The following is a 16,864-nucleotide window of genomic DNA, read 5'->3' as shown; positions in this document are numbered from 1 at the left end:
AGTAGAGACAAGTGCTGGCTAACATTGACCCCTATCAGGACATTCGCGAAGCGGTTCGCGATCTGTGTTCCAACTTCCCCGCCGAGTATTTCCGCAAGATCGACGAGGAACGCGCCTACCCTGAAACCTTTGTACAAGCCCTAACCGACGCCGGTTGGCTCGCAGCCCTTATTCCACAGGAATTTGGCGGCTCAGGGCTCGGACTGACCGAAGCTTCGGTGATCATGGAAGAGATCAACCGCAGCGGCGGCAATTCCGGTGCGTGTCACGGGCAGATGTACAACATGGGGACACTGCTCAGGCACGGCTCGGCAGAGCAAAAGGCCAAATATCTTCCGGAAATCGCCAGCGGAAAGTTGCGGCTTCAGTCGATGGGCGTGACCGAGCCGACGACCGGCAGCGACACCACCAAGCTCAAGACAACCGCCGTGCGCAAAGGTGACCGATACGTCGTCAACGGTCAGAAGGTGTGGATCTCCCGGATCCAGCATTCCGATCTCATGATTCTGCTCGCGCGGACCACGCCGATCGATCAGGTCGCAAAGAAATCCGAGGGCATGTCGATATTTCTGGTCGACCTGCATCAGGCAGTCGGCAAGGGCATGACCGTGCGTCCCATTCCGAACATGGTGAATCACGAGACCAACGAGCTATTTTTCGACAACCTCGAGATTCCCGCCGAGAACCTGATCGGCGAAGAAGGCAAAGGCTTCAAATACATCCTCGATGGCCTGAATGCCGAGCGAACGCTGATCGCCGCTGAATGTATCGGCGACGGCTACTGGTTCCTCGACAAGGTCTGTAAGTACGTCAAGGAACGCGTCGTCTTCGGCCGCCCGATCGGACAGAACCAGGGCGTGCAGTTTCCGATAGCCCGTGCGCACGTCAACGTCGAAGCGGCGAGCTTGATGCGATATAAGGCCTGCGAGCTTTTCGACGCCAGGCAGCCCGCCGGCGCGCAAGCCAATATGGCCAAGCTGCTTGCGGCTGACGCCTCCTGGGAGGCGGCCAACGCATGCCTGCAGTTCCACGGCGGCTTCGGCTTTGCGAACGAATACGACGTCGAACGCAAATTCCGCGAGACACGGCTCTATCAGGTCGCGCCGATCTCGACCAATCTCATTCTCTCGTACGTAGCCGAGCATCTGCTCGGGCTGCCACGTTCTTTCTAAGGGGAAGGACATGAAACCGCTGGACGGCGTGAAGGTCATCACCCTCGAACACGCGATTGCAGCACCGTTTTGCACCCGCCAACTCGCGGATCTTGGCGCACGCGTGATCAAGATCGAACGCCCGGGTGTCGGTGACTTCGCGCGTGCCTACGATGAGCGCGTGAACGGCATGGCCTCGCACTTTGTATGGTGCAACCGCTCAAAGGAGAGCCTCACGCTCGACGTCAAGGCCCCGCAAGCGCAGGGTATTTTCGAGCGCCTGCTTGAGGACACCGACGTGCTTGTGCAGAACCTGGCACCCGGCGCCGCAGCGCGATTGGGTCTGTCGTATGAAGCGTTGCATGAGAAGTATCCCCGTCTGATTGTCTGCAACATCTCCGGTTACGGATCCGATGGTTCCTATCGGGACAAGAAGGCATACGACCTGATGATCCAGAGTGAGTCCGGGTTCCTGTCGATTACCGGCGGTCCGGACTCACCGGCAAAAGCCGGCTGTTCCATTGCTGACATCGCTGCGGGGATGTACGCCTACACGAACATCCTCTCCGCGCTTCTGCAACGATCGAAGACCGGCTTGGGACGGGAAATCGACGTCTCGATGCTCGAGAGCATGGTGGAGTGGATGTCGTATCCCCTTTACTACGCGTTCGATGGCGCATCCCCGCCACCGCGTGCCGGCGCCGCTCACGCGACCATCTACCCCTACGGCCCCTTCCCCGCCGGCGATGCAAAGACAGTCATGCTGGGATTGCAGAACGAGCGTGAATGGGGTGTCTTCTGCTCACAGGTTTTGCTGGAACCCGAACTCGCCATCGATCCTCGTTTCAGTTCCAACTCGAAGCGGGTGGCAGCACGCGAGGAACTGCGCGAAATCATTGTCGCTGCATTCAGCAAATTGACTTCGGAAGAAGTCATCAGTCGGCTGGATAGCGCGCAGATCGCCAACGCGCGAATGAATGATATGCCCGACGTGTGGTCGCATCCGCAGCTTAAGGAACGCAATCGCTGGGTGAACATCGACTCGCCTGCCGGTTCCATTCCTGCCCTGCTGCCGCCAGGCATCAGTACAGCATCCGATGTTCGACTGGACGCCGTGCCCGCGTTAGGCCAACACACCGAAGCCCTTTTGAATGAACTGGGCTTTTCGACTCATGCCATCCGCGAGCTTCGTGAAGCGGCCGTGATCTAACTCCCCCAGTTAAGGTAAGCCTGTTATGAGCAACACCCAGATTCTTGCTTCGTTTGCGGCCAATCTCAAGTTTGAACAGATCCCCAAAGACGTGGTGGCACGCACAGAAGACCTCTTCCTTGACTGGTTCGGATCAGCACTGGCTGGCCGCGAAGCGCGTCCTGTCGAGACGATCCAGAAGTACGCATTCGAATTCGGACCACAGTCTGGTCCCTGCGAAGTACTGATCTCCCGCCGAACCACCAGCGCACTCTTCGCGGCAATGATCAACGCCGCCGCATCGCACTTCGCCGAACAGGACGACCTCCACAACAGTTCGGTTCTGCACCCGGCAACCGTCGTGTTCCCCGCAGCGTGGGCCGCTGCGCAAGCGCTTGGTAGAAGTGGCAAAGAGTTCATCGCAGCGTCTGTCGCAGGCTATGAAGTGGGCATCCGTGTCGGTGAATTCCTCGGCCGGTCGCACTACAGGATTTTTCATACCACCGGTACGGTCGGTACGATCGCGGCCGCAGCCGCGGTCGGTAATCTTTTGCGATTGAGCGACGAGCACATGGTGAATGCGTTTGGCTCCGCCGGCACCCAGGCGGCCGGACTCTGGGAATTTTTGAAAGACGCCGCGGACTCCAAGCAACTGCATACGGCCAAGGCTGCGGCGAACGGTCTTCTCGCAGCCTATCTGGCGGCCGACGGCTTCACCGGCGCGAAGGATATCTTCGAGGGCGCGAAAGGCATGGGAGCCGGCATGTCCACGCAAACGCATCCGGACAAACTCGCCGAAGCGCTCGGCGAGCGCTGGGCGCTGATCGAAACGTCCTTCAAGTATCACGCTTCGTGCCGGCACACTCATCCGGCGGCCGATGCTCTGCTGCACGTTCTTCAGCGTGAGAAGCTCGTGCCGGATGACATCGAGACGGTGGTGACTCATGTTCACCAGGCTGCAATTGACGTCCTCGGCCCGGTAACCGACCCAAAGACTGTTCATCAGGCGAAGTTCTCCATGGGCACCGTGCTCGCTCTGGTCGCGGAATTCGGCCACGCGGGTGTGCGCGAGTTCGACGGCTATTACAAGGAAAGCAGGATCGCGCACTTCTGCAAAAAGGTCTCGATGGTGCTCGACCCTGAAGTCGATACGGCCTATCCGTCACGCTGGATCGGGAAGGTCGTCGTTCAGACGAAAGATGGCCGCACTTTCGAGGGCCGCGTGGACGACCCCAAGGGTGATCCAGGCAACACGCTCACGCGCGCTGAACTCGAACACAAAACGATCACGCTGGGTTTGTATGGCAATGCGGCCACCGAAGACGAACTCAAGCGCTCAATCAAGTCGGTATGGACGATTACCGATGCAACCGTCGTACCCAAACTGCTCCCTGAATCGAAACTGGAGACTCAACATGGCTGACCTTGCACCCCGGTCTTATCTCTTCGTTCCCGGCAACCGGCCGGACAGGTTTGCCAAGGCGGCTGCGTCGGGCGTCGATGTTGTCGTTATCGATCTGGAAGATGCAGTGCCTCCCACCGAGAAGAAGATCGCGCGGGCTGCCCTCGCCGAGTGGCTGTCGACAAACAGTACGCCGGTGGCGGTCCGTGTGAATGATGTGAACAGCGAATGGTTTCGCGACGACATCGCTCTATGCCGTGCGCCATCCGTCGCAGCCGTCATGCTGCCCAAGACGGAACGCATCGACGATATCTTCCTCTGCGAGTTCGCGGGCAAGCCGACCGACATCCTGCCGATGATCGAAACCGCCCAAGGTTTTCGGAATGTCGTCGCTATCGCCCAGCACCGGCTGACCACCCGACTCGTATTCGGTAATGTGGATTTCCAGCTCGACCTCGGCATTGACGGCGACGATGAGCAGCTTCTGTACTTCCGCTCACAGATCGTCTTCGCCTCTCGCATCGGCAACCTGCTGCCGCCGGTGGACGGGGTCTGCACCACGCTCGACGATCCCGAGCAGATCACGCGCGACACGATCCGTGCAAAGCGGCTCGGCTTCGGCGCCAAGCTCTGTATTCATCCGAGGCAAGTCGCTGCGGTTAATGCTGCGTTCGTCCCCAGCGAGAAAGATGTCGAATGGGCGCACCGGGTAGTCGTTGGCGCTGCTGCATCCCACGGCGCAGCCGTTGCTGTGGACGGCCGCATGGTCGACCGGCCGGTCATTCTAAAGGCGCAGGAAATCCTGGCAGAGTCCCAGCGACGTCTGCCCGTTGGCGCCTGATTCAATATCAATTGGAGACGAGAGTCATGCAACGATTTGAGATGTACATCAATGGCGAATCTTGCCAGCCGACTTCGGGCGAATGGTTCGATACGGAAAATCCGTTCACGGGAGAAACCTGGGCGCAGATTGCAAAAGGCAACGGGACCGACGTCGATCGGGCGGTGCTTGCGGCGCACAGCGCATTCAGTACAGGACCGTGGTCACAGATGTCTCCGAGCCGGCGAGGCCTGCTGCTTCATCGGGTCGGCGACCTGATCGCACGGGACGCCAGGCGGCTTGCCGAACTCGAGGTTCGGGACAATGGCAAGCTCATGGCCGAGATGCTCGGCCAGTGCCAGTATCTGCCCCAGTGGTATTACTATTTTGGCGGCCTGGCGGACAAGATTCAGGGTGCAGTCATTCCGCTCGACAAGAAGGGATACTTCAACTTCACGCGCAATGAGCCGTTGGGCGTCGTCGCCGCGATCACGCCGTGGAATTCGCCGCTGCTACTGGCAACATGGAAGATTGCGCCCGCGTTGGCCGCAGGTTGCACGGTTGTGATCAAACCGTCCGAGTTCACTTCGGCGTCCACGATCGAGTTTGCGAAGCTCTTCACCGAAGCCGGTTTTCCGCCGGGGGTCGTGAACGTCGTGACCGGGTTTGGTGCCGACGTCGGCTCGCCTTTAGTGGAACATCCCCTGGTCAAGAAGATCACGTTCACCGGCGCAGATTCCACAGGGCGCGCGATCAACGAGGCGGCAGCACGTCAATTCAAACACGTTAGTCTCGAACTCGGTGGCAAGTCACCCAACATCGTGTTCGAGGATGCCGATCTGGAAGACGCGGTGAATGGCGCGGTTTCCGGCATCTTCGCCGCGACCGGACAGACCTGTATCGCCGGTTCGCGGTTGTTGTTGCAAGAAAGCATCTACGACACGTTCGTCGACAAACTCCTGACGCTGGCACGCACCGCGAAAATGGGGGATCCGTCGAGTATGGATACACAGGTCGGGCCGGTCACGACGCGTCCTCAATACCAGAAGATTCTGTCGTACATTGAAACCGCCAAGCAGGAAGGGGCGACGCTGCTGCTCGGTGGAAAGCCTGGCAGTGCACCGGAATGCGGTAGTGGCTGGTTCGTCGAGCCGACCATCTTCGGCGACGTGAACAACAGGATGCGAATCGCGCAGGAGGAAGTCTTTGGTCCCATCCTGTCGATCATCAAGTTCAAGGACGAAGACGAGGCGATTGCACTCGCCAATGACGTGCGCTTCGGTCTGGGCTCAGGGGTCTGGACGAAGGATATCGGCCGGTCCATTCGTGTCGCCGAAAAGCTGCAGGCCGGCATGGTCTGGGTGAATAGCTATCGCGCGGTCAGCTACATGTCGCCGTTCGGCGGCTACAAGGATTCCGGGCTTGGCCGCGAGAACGGTATAGACGCGATCCGCGAGTATCTGCAAACGAAGAGTGTCTGGATCAATACGGGGGTCAAGACTGCAAACCCGTTCGTCATGAGATAAATGTGACAATGCCCCGCGGTGTACCGTGGGGCATTTCTGAATTCGATCAGGGCAACGGGGATAACGAAAGGATCACACGGAAAGCGTGTATCAGGTCTTGATGCCTTGAGTTGCCTTGGTACTCGGCGCCCTGACCTCTAACGTGACCCCAGCCCCTTCGTTGACGGTCTTGAAGTACGTGAAGCCGCTTCGATCGTCAAGACGCCCGCGTGCCAGAACGTCCAGTCCGGCGCTCGCAGCCTGTTCCTCTGCTTTATCGCAGCTCTCAACAGAGAAGCCGAGATGAAAGACGCCTTCGCCGCGCGACTCCAGGAAACGTCGTTGCGGCGTGTCTCCGTCTCCTGGCTGGCAAAGCTGCAGCTGGGCGTTGTCGATGTTCGCGAACTTATAGCGCATCTTCAGAAAGGCTGAGCGATCGTAGCCGTCCAGTTCGTATGCATCCAACGGCGGAAAATCTGTCCACGGACCGACTCCGATCGACTCGTAATACTCCACGGCCTTTTCAATGTCACGAACCACGATACAGACGTGGTGCAGCTTCTGAAACATGGGTAGCTTTTCCATCGTGTGTTTCACTCCTGGTCAGTTTCGATGCTGGGCCGCAGAAGCTTTCGACAGCAGCTACGGCCCGACGTCACACCGGGTCATCCCGCCTTCGCAATCTTCTTCGGCGTGTATGTTTCTGCCGCCTCGTCGTGCGACTGGCCGATGGCCGGGTTCCATTGAAAGCCGGAACGCGCCACGACACCTGGCTTCAGACGTTGGTCAGGACCAAAGTCCGCAAAGGGATGAAAGAACAAGGGCTCCGTGCTCTCGAGCGTGCGCAACCGCGCTGCGTAGGCGTCGAGGTACGCTTGCCGCTCCTCGGCGCTCACACGGCCAGGCATCCACGAAACGTGCGGTGGCAGCACATCGAAGCCAAGGTAATTGAAGATCCCGTTGTGAATTGGCCAGAGAATATGATTGATATCACCGTCGACACCGTCTGGCTCGTAAAGGCTCGCGGCCGTTCCCGTCGTGGTGGAGACCATCGCCTTGCGGCCCTTGAACATACCGGTCTCGTATTTCCGCCCGGTCGCATAGGCGAATCCGCGGGTCATCACGCGATCCACCCAGCCCTTCAGAATCGCCGGCATCCCGAACCACCACATCGGATACTGGAAGATGATCAGATCGGACCAGAGCACCTTCTGCTGCTCGGCGTAGACGTCAGGCGTCGGTTTCGTGGACGTCCCGAACATATGTTCCTGTTCCGCCGAAAGATCGAGGAAGTCAGGATTGAGACGCTCACCCACGAAGTCTTCGACGCCGAGATCGGGCCGCCACTTCAGTTGATACAGGTCGGTTACCTGAACCTCGTGCCCCTGCGCTTTCAGGGTCGAGACAGCCGTATCTTTCAGCGCACCATTGAACGATTTGGGTTCGGGGTGAGCGAAAACGATAAGCACTTTCATGCGAAAACTCCACAAAAACCAGTTCATTGAGCGTGCGGGCCGGTGGCCTGCACTTGAATTCGTTCCGTCTATGCCGCCATCGCCCCGTGGAATCCCAGCAGGCAGGCTCAGGGATCGCACCCCATTCTGGAACGCAATCCCCGTGGCAGCGATCGGTTCGGTTTACAGCATTCTGGATCTTTGCGAAATTCCGGTCTTGAAGAGGCTCGGCTAATTTGCGCGGAATTCTGCACATTTCTTGAGGATATACACCCCTACGTCGGCCAGCGAACCCCTTTCCGCAATGGCGCTCAATTCACCACAAGGCACCATCACTCTGCGGAGAACTGCCGCAATTCGCCTGTCTCGAACCTCGAAAGGGAGGCGAGCACCCCACGCCCTCCAGATCACCGCTCAGGCCGCATCCAGTTGAGCGGTGTCGCCCTCCAGATACGCTGCCCGCACAGCAGGGTTGGCCAGCAACTCAGCACCGCTCCCCTCGAGGGCAATCTGCCCGTGCTGGAGAACATACCCTCGATGCGCCACACGCAACGCGTGATGCGCATTCTGTTCGACAAGCAGAATCGTCATCCCAAGCTGCTCGTTCAACTCCTTGATAACCGAAAAAATCTTCTTGATGAAGATCGGCGCGAGACCAAGCGACGGTTCATCGAGCAGGAGCAATCTCGGCTGCGACATCAATGCGCGCCCTATCGCGAGCATCTGCTGCTCCCCTCCTGACAGCGTGCCGGCACGCTGCGAGGCTCTGCTCCTCAGGATGGGGAACATCTCGTACATGCGCTCGAGATCATCCGCGGTCCGGCGGTTGCCCGACGTATCGCCCATCAGGAGATTCTCGAGCACGGTCATCCGCTGAAAGATACGGCGCCCTTCAGGCACAACTGCAATGTCTAGCTTGCCGATCGCATGCGATGGCAGTTTCGAAATAGTCTGTCCGTCGAATTCGACCGTGCCGCCGCTGGCCCGTGGATAGCCGAAAATGGTATTCATCAGCGTCGACTTGCCTGCGCCATTCGCGCCGATCAACGTGACGATCTCACCGGTCTTCACACTCAAACTGACTCCGCGTAGTGCCTGGACGCTGCCATAGTGGGCACTGAGTTCGGTAATCTTAAGCATGAGCTGATTTCTCCTGCGATGCTTCACCGAGTGACGGCGTCTCGTCGTCCTCGCCGAGGTATGCGCTGATCACATCAGGATTCACCTTGATGTCAGCAGGCAAGCCTTCTGCAATTTTCTTCCCGTGATTGAGCACGACAATATGATCTGAAACCTTCATGACGACGCTCATGTCGTGCTCGATCAACAATATCCCGATGCCCTGCTCCCTCGCGAGCGAGGTCAACAACGCAGTGAGTTCCGCCGACTCGCGCGGATTGAGACCGGCAGCCGGCTCATCCAGACACAGCAGAATGGGGTCGGCGCACATCGCGCGCGCGATCTCAATGCGACGCTGCACACCATATGGCATGTCGCCGGCAGGTTTGTTGGCGATATCCCGAACGCTCAAGCGCTCGAGCCACGTCAAAGCGTTGTCTATCGCCTTGTCGTTCGCGCGTCGAAATGACCTTGCGTTGAGTGCGCCAGCAATCGAGAACCTGGACGCGTCCTGCAACACATTGTGCTGGGCGATCATCAGGTTTTCGAGCACGGTCATACGCGGGAACAGCCGTATGTTCTGGAACGTCCGGACGACTTGGCCAATCCGCGCCACGTCCACATTCTTCATCGCATCCAGCCGAAGCCTCCCATGACGGGGATGCCCCAACGTGATGGCGCCTTTGGTCGGCTTGTAGAAGCCCGTCAGGCAGTTAAAAAACGTGGTCTTGCCGGCTCCGTTCGGCCCGATCACCGACGTCACCTCTCCTGCGCGCGCCGTCATGGACAGGTCTTCGATCGCGCGAAGTCCGCCAAACTGCATCGTCAGATTCTCAACGCTGAGCAGCGAAGTGGATGCATTCATTGCTTTGCCTCCATGCCGGGCGCGCTGACAGTCGCACGGCGGTGGCTAATCAGGCCGCCAGGGCGCACGACCATGATAAAGACCATTGCAACACCGAAAAGCAGCATTCTGTACTCGGAGAAATCACGCCCTAACTCGGGCAAAATCACCAGCAAGGCCGCCGCAAGGACGACGCCGAGCTGGCTTCCCATACCGCCGAGCACCACGATCGCGAGAATCGTGGCGGACTCCGAAAAGGTGAAGCTCTCTGGCGAAATGAACCCCTGCCGTGCGGCGAAGAACACGCCGGCGAATCCGGCCAGCATTGCGCCGGTTGCAAAGGCAGACAGTTTCACATTCGTTACGTTGATCCCCATTGCTTTGCAAGCGATCTCGTCTTCGCGCACCGCTTCCCACGCGCGCCCAACGGGTAGCCGTCTGAGTCGCGAGACGAGAAGGTTCGTCAGCAGCGCGAGTGCGAGGATCAGGTAGTACAGAAAGACGACGCGCTGGCCAGGCGAGTAATCAAGGCCAAACACGGTCGCGAAGGTCGGACCATCGCCAGATGCCTGCATGGGGAGACCGAAGAAGGTCGGCTTCGGAATGGATGAGACGCCGTTGGGTCCGCCTGTCACGTCACCCCAATTCACGAGTATCAAACGTATGATTTCCCCGAATCCGAGCGTGACGATAGCCAGATAATCGCCTCTCAGCCGGAGAGTCGGGTAACCAAGCAACATGCCGAACGCCGCAGCGAGGCCGCCGGCGATTGGCAAACACTGCCAGAAGCCAAAGCCGAAATGCGTCGACAACAGGCCGTATGTGTACGCGCCTACGGCATAGAACGCGACATAACCCAGGTCCAGCAGCCCCGCCAGACCGACAACGACATTCAGCCCCCAGCCAAGCATGACGTAAATCAGTACGGTCGTCGCTGTATCGACGACGTAGCGGTTTCCAGCGAACAACGCGGGTAACAGCACGGCGAACGCGACGCATCCGGCACCGGCCCAGACAAGCGAGCCATTACCCGCGACTTGAGGAGCAGGTCTGGCACGCGACCGGCGCTTTGAAAAAAGATTAAAACGCTGCAGCAAAAGCTGCATGACGATGCGCCCGGCAAACGCGATTGCGATGAAAGCCGCCAGCAGCACCCATCGCGTCTGAACCTCGAGACCATTGCTGCCATCTCGCGTCGTCAAACCTAGCATTGGCAAGCCGACGAGGCCCGCGACCAGCGCCGCGCCAAGTGCATCCTTAACGCGAAAATGTAGATTCGTTTCTTGCATGACTGTCGAACTCATCACACCTTCTCCACTTCGGGTCGGCCGAGAAGCCCGGATGGACGAAACATCAAGACCACAATCAGGATGACGAACGTGGCCACATCCTTGTATTCGGGCGAGAGGTAGGCAGCCCAGAATGCTTCGATCAAACCGATGATCACACCGCCAAGCATTGCCCCGGGAATCGAGCCGATGCCGCCGAGCACGGCTGCGGTAAACGCCTTGATACCCGCCTCGAATCCGATCGAGAAATCGATCACGCCGTAGTAGAGCGTGACCATGACACCTGCGACGGCCGCCAGTGCGGCGCCGATCATGAACGTCAGGGCGATGATCCGATCGACGTTGTAGCCGAGGAACTGCATCATCCGCTGATCCTGCTCACAGGCTCGCTGCTGTCTGCCAAAAGGGGTTTTATTAATAAACAAAGTGAAGGCGCACATCAACAGGATCGTCACCGAAACAATGAGGATTTGCACATACGAAACGTATGGCCCGTGAAACTGTTCGCCGAAGAAAAGGTTCACCCCTCCGGTCACGAGTGGCTGGATAGACTTGACTCGAGCGCCTTGAGTAAGCTGGACCATGTTCTGCAGGAAAATCGAAATCCCGATCGATGAAATCAGCGGCGCAAGACGATTGGACCCGCGAAGCGGCCGATAACCGACACGCTCGACGGTCCAGCCGAATACGGACGTCAGTGCGATCGATACGATCAGCGTAATCGCAATGCTCGCCACGACAGACGAGACCCCGCTGCCAGCAAGCAGCGTGAAGCAGGTCACGGCGATGAACGCGCTCACCATGTAAATATCGCCGTGAGCGAAGTTGATCATGCCGATAATGCCGTAGACCATTGTGTAGCCGATCGCAATCAGGCCATAGACGGCGCCCAAGGTCAGCCCATTGATTAGTTGTTGCAGTGCCTGGCTCATGTCCTCTCCGGTGAATCTGCTGCAGAGGCGGCGCAATAGAGCGACGCACCGCCTCTTTCCTCGCTACAAAGACTGGACAGGACGCGTCACTTCACATAGTCGTAGTTGTTGCCCTTCCACCGGTAGACCACATAGCCGGGACTCTTCAGATCGCCTTTCGCGTCGAAGTCCACCTGGCCGACTACCGTACTGAACGATGCGTTGTGAAGCTGCTTCACGATCGCCGCATAGTCCGTGGAGTTGGCTTTCTTCGCGGCCTCTGCGAAAACCTGCATGGCGGCGTACGAGTACAGCATGTAGCCTTCCGGCTCGATCTTCTGCGCGCGAAAGGCTGCCACCACCTTTGCAGCTGCGGCACTCTTACGCGGGTCGGGCGGGAAGGTAAACAGGACCTTGTTGATTTCCGGCCCTGCGGCAGTCACCAGTTCATTGTTCGTCAGCGTGTCGCCGCCGAGGACCGTCAGGTTGAGCCCTGCCTGCGCCGCCTGCCGCAGAATCAGTGCGACTTCCTGGTAGTAGCCGCCGTAAGCAAGAATCTGAATGCCGTTCGCCTTCAGTTTGCTGATCAGACCGGAGTAGTCCTTTTCACCGGCCGTGATCGACTGGCGCAGCGCCACGGGTGTCTGCTTCGCCGCCAGATCTTTTGCAATTTCGTCCGCCAGACCGCCGCCATACGCCGTCTTGTCATCAATAACGGCGATTTTCTTGCCCTTGAAGTTCGCGGCGATATAGTCCGCCGCAACCTGTCCCTGCTGATCGTCCCTGCCCGTGATACGGAAGATTCCCTTGATACCGCGTTCCGTTATTTTGGGGTTGGTCGACACTGTGACCTGAGGGATCTGCGCGTCGTTGTAAACGTCGGATGCCGGCAGCGTGGAACTCGAGCACCAGTGACCGTCGACGAACGCCACCTTCTTGTTGACGAAGCTGTTTGCAACAGAGACCGCCTGCTTGGGATCGCAAACGTCGTCACCGACGACCAGGTCGAGTTGCTGTCCAAGCAAACCTCCCGACGCGTTGATGTCCTTCACGGCCTGTTCTGCGCCCTTGCGAAACTGGTCTCCCCCCGACGCGTACTCCCCCGTCATCGGACCCGCCACGCCCACCACAACGCTTGCGTCCGCTGTGACCGAGCAGGCCAGAGCCATTCCGCCCATGCTGAGCGCTGCACCCAATTTAACCAATCCTTTCCGGCCGTTCATAACCATCTCCAAGAGCAGGCTTCGATGCAGGAACGAACAGGTCTCGGCTATCGTTCCTGAGTGTCGCCTCGCGTTTGTTCACGAGGTAGAACGCAGGTTGCCGACACCAAAAACAGCTTGGAATTTGATTGTTCGAAAGCGGGGATTAGGTGCAGCCTAATGATGCGGAATACCGCGTGGTGTACGCGGCAAAACGCACAATTCAGCAGTTCGACCAGAGACATGACCGAGTAAACGACTAGTCGGCAAACTACGCGTATTTATCGCCGACAGTGCTGCGGATAGGATAAGTGTCGTACACAATTATCATGCGCTCGATCAGCCCATTGGCGTCGAACTCGAACACATCGACGCACTCGAAGCTCACCGCGGAACCGTCTTTCAGCACCCAATCGTAGATGAAGTAACCCGTAGCGCGCCGAGCGCCTGTTGTGCTCACGCAGATGTCGATAGGCCTTATCGTGCTCTGGCCCGATGCTTCGCTGACTTTGGCAAAGAACGGTGCAGCTTGCATCCAACCGAGAAACGGCGAGAAAATCTGTGCGTCCGGCGCAAACAGGGCGCAGATCGCGGCGACGTCGCCACGCTCCAACTCCTCGAGGTAGATGCGAACCTGCTGCGTGTAGAGTAATTCGGGTGACGACACCACAGTAACCTCCGATAATTCGTTAACGATGCGGCCCGGTCAAACGAGCACGCCCCTGGTTGAAACACGATAGCGACGCGCCGATGACCGAACAATCGAAAAATCCGCAAGCCGGGTATGCAGCCGGAACATACCCGCTGGCGGATCTGACCCGCCCGCTGCCGTCGCTAGCCGGATTCCAGGCGTTCGTCGCCGCGGCGTCTCTCGGCAGCGTGAGTAAGGCCGCAGATCATCTGTGCCGCACGCAGGGCGCGGTCAGCCGGCAGATCCAGCAACTGGAAGCGCACTATCAATGTGCGCTGTTCGTGCGTCACGCGTCGGGGCTGGCATTGACGGCAGAGGGGGACACGCTGCTTACGGTGGCCGTCCACGTGCTGACGCAGCTCGTTCAGCATGCTGACATTCAGCATGGCGCGGCGTCGGTGATCACGCTGCGGTTACCGTCCACGTTTGCGATTCGCTGGTTGCTCCCGCGGCTGGCGGAAATCAACCATGCGCTGGGTGGCACTGAACTGCGCATCTCGACATCCGCTGACGACAAGCCGGATTTCACCGCGCCGGATGTCGACGCCATTGTCGTGCGTGGCACCGGACAGTGGGTGGGCGTAGAAGCGATACCGCTGTTTGCCGAGACGCTCACGCCAATGTGCACACCCGCATTGGCTGCGTCTCTCAGATCCGTCGCTGATCTTGCTGACGCAACGTTGCTACATCCTGGACCTGGTTATGCGGAATGGCGTGGTTGGCTTGATGGTGTCGGGGCGACGTACATCAATGCTCGACAGGGACCTGTATTCGATACACTTGAATTGACGCTCACTGCCGCAGCAGAAGGTCATGGGGTTGCAATCGGCGATCCACGCATGGCGCAAGAAAAACTTAATGCGGGTTCCCTGATGATGCCGTTTCGCGAGGTAGTGCGAAACGGTGCGTCGTACTTTCTGGTATATCCATCTCAACGTGCGGCCCAGCCGAAGATTCGCGCCCTTGCCGACATCCTCGTGCGGCTGGCGCAAGAAGAGTGACTTACGCGAGTACGCCAAACAAAGAGCAATCGCCACATGCGTTCGCAGATCCGTCGCTCGCGTCATCGGCATTGGAGCCGGTCGCGTCGAGCGATGATATGGAATTTACCAATACAATCCCCTCTATGACACATGCACCCGACTCCCTCTTCGCCGAACGCATTCGCGCCAGCTTCATGCGCCAGAATGCGATGACATTGATCCAGGCGACTCTGCCCGTAATCGAACATGGCCACACCGAAATTCACCTACCCGTTTGGAGTGGTGTCGAGCAGCAGCACGGCTTCGTACATGGCGGCGTGGTGGGTATGATTGCTGACTCCGCAGGCGGCTACGCTGCGATGACCTTGGTGCCGGCCAGTGCTTCTGTATTGACTGTCGAATACAAGATGAATCTGGTCGCTCCGGCCGACGGTGAAATCCTGATCGCCCGTGGCCAGGTTGTCCGCCCCGGCCGTACGCTAATCGTCACTCAGGCAGAGGTATTCGCAGTCAAAGACGGCCATGAAACGCTTTGTGCACTGATGCAACAAACGATCATGGTGATGCACGACAAGGTGGAGAAGTAGGACCCGGTGGACCGGTGGGACAGCTTTTTTCCGTCGCCAACCACAAGACCTACAGATGCCTGCAGACCCTTGCAGAGTCTGGCTTTTTTGTCGAATTTTATATCGAGGAAATTTAACCCTCATTCCCACTCGATTATCAATCCGAGGCCGGAGGCTCGCTCATCGCCACAACCGAACGACTGATTGTGGCGATGACGCTACGATGTCACAGGCCGCCGCATCAATGCATATGCTGGCCGCCGTTGATAGCAATATTGGACCCGGTCACAAAACCTGCATCGTCCGAGCACAAATACCTGACAAGGGCCGCGACTTCATCGGGCTTGCCCAGACGACCGGCTGGAATCTGCGGCAGGATCTTTGTGTCCAGAATCTCCTGCGAAATCGCAGTGACCATCTTCGTGGCAAGATAGCCTGGCGAAACCGTGTTGACGGTTACGCCTTTGCGCGCGACCTCCAGCGCCAGTGATTTGGTGAAGCCGTGCATGCCAGCCTTCGCCGCGGCGTAATTGGTCTGGCCGACAGAGCCTTTCGAACCGTTGACGGACGAGATGTTGATGATTCGCCCCCAGCCGCGCGCGACCATGTCTTCGCACAACGGCTTGGTCATATTGAACACCGAATCCAGATTGGTGCGAATCACCGCGTCCCAGTTGACCTTGTCCATCTTCCTGAGTGTCATGTCCTGCGTGATTCCGGCATTGTTCACCAAAATGTCGACGGAACCGACTTCAGCCTGAATTCTTGCTACACAGCGCTGGCATGAGTCATAGTCGGCCACATCGACGGAATATGCGCGAAAATTGCGACCCTGAGATTCCATGCCGGCCAGCCAGTCGGCTGAACCAGTATTGATCGTCGAGTGCGTTACTACGACGGCATAGCCGGCGTCATGCAGTTTCGTGCTGATCACTTCTCCAAGTCCGCCCATGCCACCCGTTACTACAGCGATTCGCTTCGTCATCCTTTCCACCCGTGATCGTAGTATCTGCGAGGATCAAGAATACCCAACGGCCGTCCCGCACAACCCGCCATTGGATTGCAACAATGCGTCGCCTCCTCCCAGATTGCAGAGAATGATGGCTCCGGCATTGATCGAACTGCGTGGCTTTTTTTTGTAGGCTTCTGGTATTGCGCGAATGAAGTTTGATACACGGGCGCGCGACACTCACTGGCCGCGCGCCGCAACGGTCTCTCTCAGGTTCAGCATTTTATGGTCCGAAGAATCGATGCATGCCGGTCAAGCAAGCATGCGAAACGATTATTTCAGCGAAATTTGGCGATCACAAGTAGGCACCTGCCGGTTTCATACTTTCCCCATAGAAACTAATTGCTACGACCGGCCTTGCGCCGACGACAGTGCACAGAAACGAGCAGAAGACGTTGCGAATGAAGACGGCAGTTCGATACCCGCAAGGTCGAAGCCTGACGCATGGATCATGTGTTCGGGGCAGTCTCCTATGACGATTGCCAGACGCCGTCGGCAGCGTGAATGCCATTTTCTAGTCCACCTGTTTTGCACACAACTGTTTTGCGAAAAAGTCACTTTTGCAACGCTCAATCGCCCGTTGTTGTCCGACTCGGCACACTAGTCCTCCTGAACAATTGGTAATAAAAAACGCTGACGATTTGACGTTCATCGAAAGTGACGCTCGTGCGCCTCTGTCCGGTTCTTGCCAGGCATCACTCTGTCCAGCAACGACAAGGTATTCCCGAT

At 58.2% G+C, this 16,864-nt stretch carries 16 protein-coding genes; 7 read left to right on the top strand and 9 right to left on the bottom strand.

What is annotated here, in order from left to right:
* The first annotated feature begins 11 nt into the window (after positions 1 to 11).
* From P3T25_RS03040 to P3T25_RS03020, 5 genes are read left to right on the top strand one after another with little or no spacing between them, the layout of a single operon-like run.
* Positions 12 to 1,172, top strand: a complete 1,161-nt coding sequence (locus tag P3T25_RS03040; RefSeq protein WP_168435631.1) for an acyl-CoA dehydrogenase family protein — start codon at positions 12 to 14, stop codon at positions 1,170 to 1,172.
* Between the two features lie 10 nt (positions 1,173 to 1,182).
* Complete coding sequence (locus tag P3T25_RS03035) at positions 1,183 to 2,361, top strand: CaiB/BaiF CoA transferase family protein (RefSeq protein WP_429357435.1); 1,179 nt, start codon at positions 1,183 to 1,185, stop codon at positions 2,359 to 2,361.
* A 25-nt stretch (positions 2,362 to 2,386) separates the two neighbouring features.
* Positions 2,387 to 3,763 carry an MmgE/PrpD family protein gene (locus tag P3T25_RS03030; RefSeq protein WP_429357434.1) on the top strand — a complete coding sequence of 459 codons (1,377 nt, stop codon included), beginning with the start codon at positions 2,387 to 2,389 and terminating at the stop codon, positions 3,761 to 3,763.
* Positions 3,756 to 4,583, top strand: a complete 828-nt coding sequence (locus P3T25_RS03025; protein ID WP_429357433.1) for an HpcH/HpaI aldolase/citrate lyase family protein — start codon at positions 3,756 to 3,758, stop codon at positions 4,581 to 4,583. Before P3T25_RS03030 ends, P3T25_RS03025 begins: the two co-directional genes overlap by 8 nt.
* 26 nt (positions 4,584 to 4,609) lie before the next feature.
* On the top strand, positions 4,610 to 6,088 hold the full coding sequence (locus P3T25_RS03020) for an aldehyde dehydrogenase (protein ID WP_429357432.1): 1,479 nt from the start codon (positions 4,610 to 4,612) through the stop codon (positions 6,086 to 6,088).
* A 90-nt stretch (positions 6,089 to 6,178) separates the two neighbouring features.
* Here the strand turns inward: P3T25_RS03020 and P3T25_RS03015 are convergent, their stop codons facing one another.
* From P3T25_RS03015 to P3T25_RS02980, 8 genes are all read right to left on the bottom strand, one after another.
* Positions 6,179 to 6,652, bottom strand: coding sequence for a VOC family protein (locus P3T25_RS03015; protein WP_429357431.1), 474 nt, complete (start codon positions 6,650 to 6,652; stop codon positions 6,179 to 6,181).
* An 80-nt stretch (positions 6,653 to 6,732) separates the two neighbouring features.
* Positions 6,733 to 7,542: an NAD(P)H-dependent oxidoreductase gene (locus P3T25_RS03010; RefSeq protein WP_429357430.1), complete on the bottom strand. Its 810-nt coding sequence runs from the start codon at positions 7,540 to 7,542 to the stop codon at positions 6,733 to 6,735.
* 393 nt (positions 7,543 to 7,935) lie between these two features.
* Positions 7,936 to 8,661, bottom strand: coding sequence for an ABC transporter ATP-binding protein (locus tag P3T25_RS03005; protein WP_429357429.1), 726 nt, complete (start codon positions 8,659 to 8,661; stop codon positions 7,936 to 7,938).
* A complete protein-coding gene (locus tag P3T25_RS03000) occupies positions 8,654 to 9,505 on the bottom strand; it encodes an ABC transporter ATP-binding protein (protein ID WP_429357428.1) in 852 nt (283 codons plus the stop codon). Before P3T25_RS03000 ends, P3T25_RS03005 begins: the two co-directional genes overlap by 8 nt.
* Entirely contained in the window at positions 9,502 to 10,788 is a 1,287-nt protein-coding gene (gene livM / locus P3T25_RS02995) for a high-affinity branched-chain amino acid ABC transporter permease LivM (protein ID WP_429357427.1), read from the bottom strand. Before livM ends, P3T25_RS03000 begins: the two co-directional genes overlap by 4 nt.
* Complete coding sequence (locus P3T25_RS02990) at positions 10,788 to 11,705, bottom strand: branched-chain amino acid ABC transporter permease (RefSeq protein ID WP_429357426.1); 918 nt, start codon at positions 11,703 to 11,705, stop codon at positions 10,788 to 10,790. Before P3T25_RS02990 ends, livM begins: the two co-directional genes overlap by 1 nt.
* 86 nt (positions 11,706 to 11,791) lie before the next feature.
* Positions 11,792 to 12,907 carry a branched-chain amino acid ABC transporter substrate-binding protein gene (locus tag P3T25_RS02985; protein ID WP_429357425.1) on the bottom strand — a complete coding sequence of 372 codons (1,116 nt, stop codon included), beginning with the start codon at positions 12,905 to 12,907 and terminating at the stop codon, positions 11,792 to 11,794.
* Between the two features lie 250 nt (positions 12,908 to 13,157).
* Complete coding sequence (locus P3T25_RS02980) at positions 13,158 to 13,556, bottom strand: nuclear transport factor 2 family protein (protein ID WP_429357424.1); 399 nt, start codon at positions 13,554 to 13,556, stop codon at positions 13,158 to 13,160.
* A gap of 80 nt (positions 13,557 to 13,636) precedes the next feature.
* Here P3T25_RS02980 and P3T25_RS02975 point away from each other — a divergent pair, with 80 nt between their 5' ends.
* Positions 13,637 to 14,578, top strand: coding sequence for a LysR substrate-binding domain-containing protein (locus P3T25_RS02975; protein ID WP_429357534.1), 942 nt, complete (start codon positions 13,637 to 13,639; stop codon positions 14,576 to 14,578).
* A 98-nt stretch (positions 14,579 to 14,676) separates the two neighbouring features.
* Positions 14,677 to 15,147: a PaaI family thioesterase gene (locus P3T25_RS02970; protein WP_266257659.1), complete on the top strand. Its 471-nt coding sequence runs from the start codon at positions 14,677 to 14,679 to the stop codon at positions 15,145 to 15,147.
* 220 nt (positions 15,148 to 15,367) lie between these two features.
* Here P3T25_RS02970 and phbB read toward each other — a convergent pair whose 3' ends face one another.
* Complete coding sequence (phbB, locus tag P3T25_RS02965; protein WP_171926029.1) at positions 15,368 to 16,111, bottom strand: acetoacetyl-CoA reductase; 744 nt, start codon at positions 16,109 to 16,111, stop codon at positions 15,368 to 15,370.
* Positions 16,112 to 16,864 lie beyond the last annotated feature (753 nt).

It is taken from the genome of Paraburkholderia sp. GAS32 (assembly GCF_050434225.1).
In the GTDB taxonomy this organism is placed as follows: domain Bacteria; phylum Pseudomonadota; class Gammaproteobacteria; order Burkholderiales; family Burkholderiaceae; genus Paraburkholderia; species Paraburkholderia madseniana.
This window is presented reverse-complemented; position numbering and strand designations above follow the sequence as displayed.

Coding starts and splice junctions, on each gene's coding strand:
- P3T25_RS03000 (WP_429357428.1), bottom strand. CDS start 9,505: ATGAATGCATCCACTTCGCTGCTCAGCGTTGAGAATCTGACGATGCAG.
- P3T25_RS02975 (WP_429357534.1), top strand. CDS start 13,637: ATGACCGAACAATCGAAAAATCCGCAAGCCGGGTATGCAGCCGGAACA.
- P3T25_RS02970 (WP_266257659.1), top strand. CDS start 14,677: ATGGAATTTACCAATACAATCCCCTCTATGACACATGCACCCGACTCC.
- P3T25_RS03010 (WP_429357430.1), bottom strand. CDS start 7,542: ATGAAAGTGCTTATCGTTTTCGCTCACCCCGAACCCAAATCGTTCAAT.
- livM (WP_429357427.1), bottom strand. CDS start 10,788: ATGAGTTCGACAGTCATGCAAGAAACGAATCTACATTTTCGCGTTAAG.
- phbB (WP_171926029.1), bottom strand. CDS start 16,111: ATGACGAAGCGAATCGCTGTAGTAACGGGTGGCATGGGCGGACTTGGA.
- P3T25_RS03020 (WP_429357432.1), top strand. CDS start 4,610: ATGCAACGATTTGAGATGTACATCAATGGCGAATCTTGCCAGCCGACT.
- P3T25_RS03015 (WP_429357431.1), bottom strand. CDS start 6,652: ATGGAAAAGCTACCCATGTTTCAGAAGCTGCACCACGTCTGTATCGTG.
- P3T25_RS03025 (WP_429357433.1), top strand. CDS start 3,756: ATGGCTGACCTTGCACCCCGGTCTTATCTCTTCGTTCCCGGCAACCGG.
- P3T25_RS03030 (WP_429357434.1), top strand. CDS start 2,387: ATGAGCAACACCCAGATTCTTGCTTCGTTTGCGGCCAATCTCAAGTTT.
- P3T25_RS03005 (WP_429357429.1), bottom strand. CDS start 8,661: ATGCTTAAGATTACCGAACTCAGTGCCCACTATGGCAGCGTCCAGGCA.
- P3T25_RS03035 (WP_429357435.1), top strand. CDS start 1,183: ATGAAACCGCTGGACGGCGTGAAGGTCATCACCCTCGAACACGCGATT.
- P3T25_RS02990 (WP_429357426.1), bottom strand. CDS start 11,705: ATGAGCCAGGCACTGCAACAACTAATCAATGGGCTGACCTTGGGCGCC.
- P3T25_RS02985 (WP_429357425.1), bottom strand. CDS start 12,907: ATGAACGGCCGGAAAGGATTGGTTAAATTGGGTGCAGCGCTCAGCATG.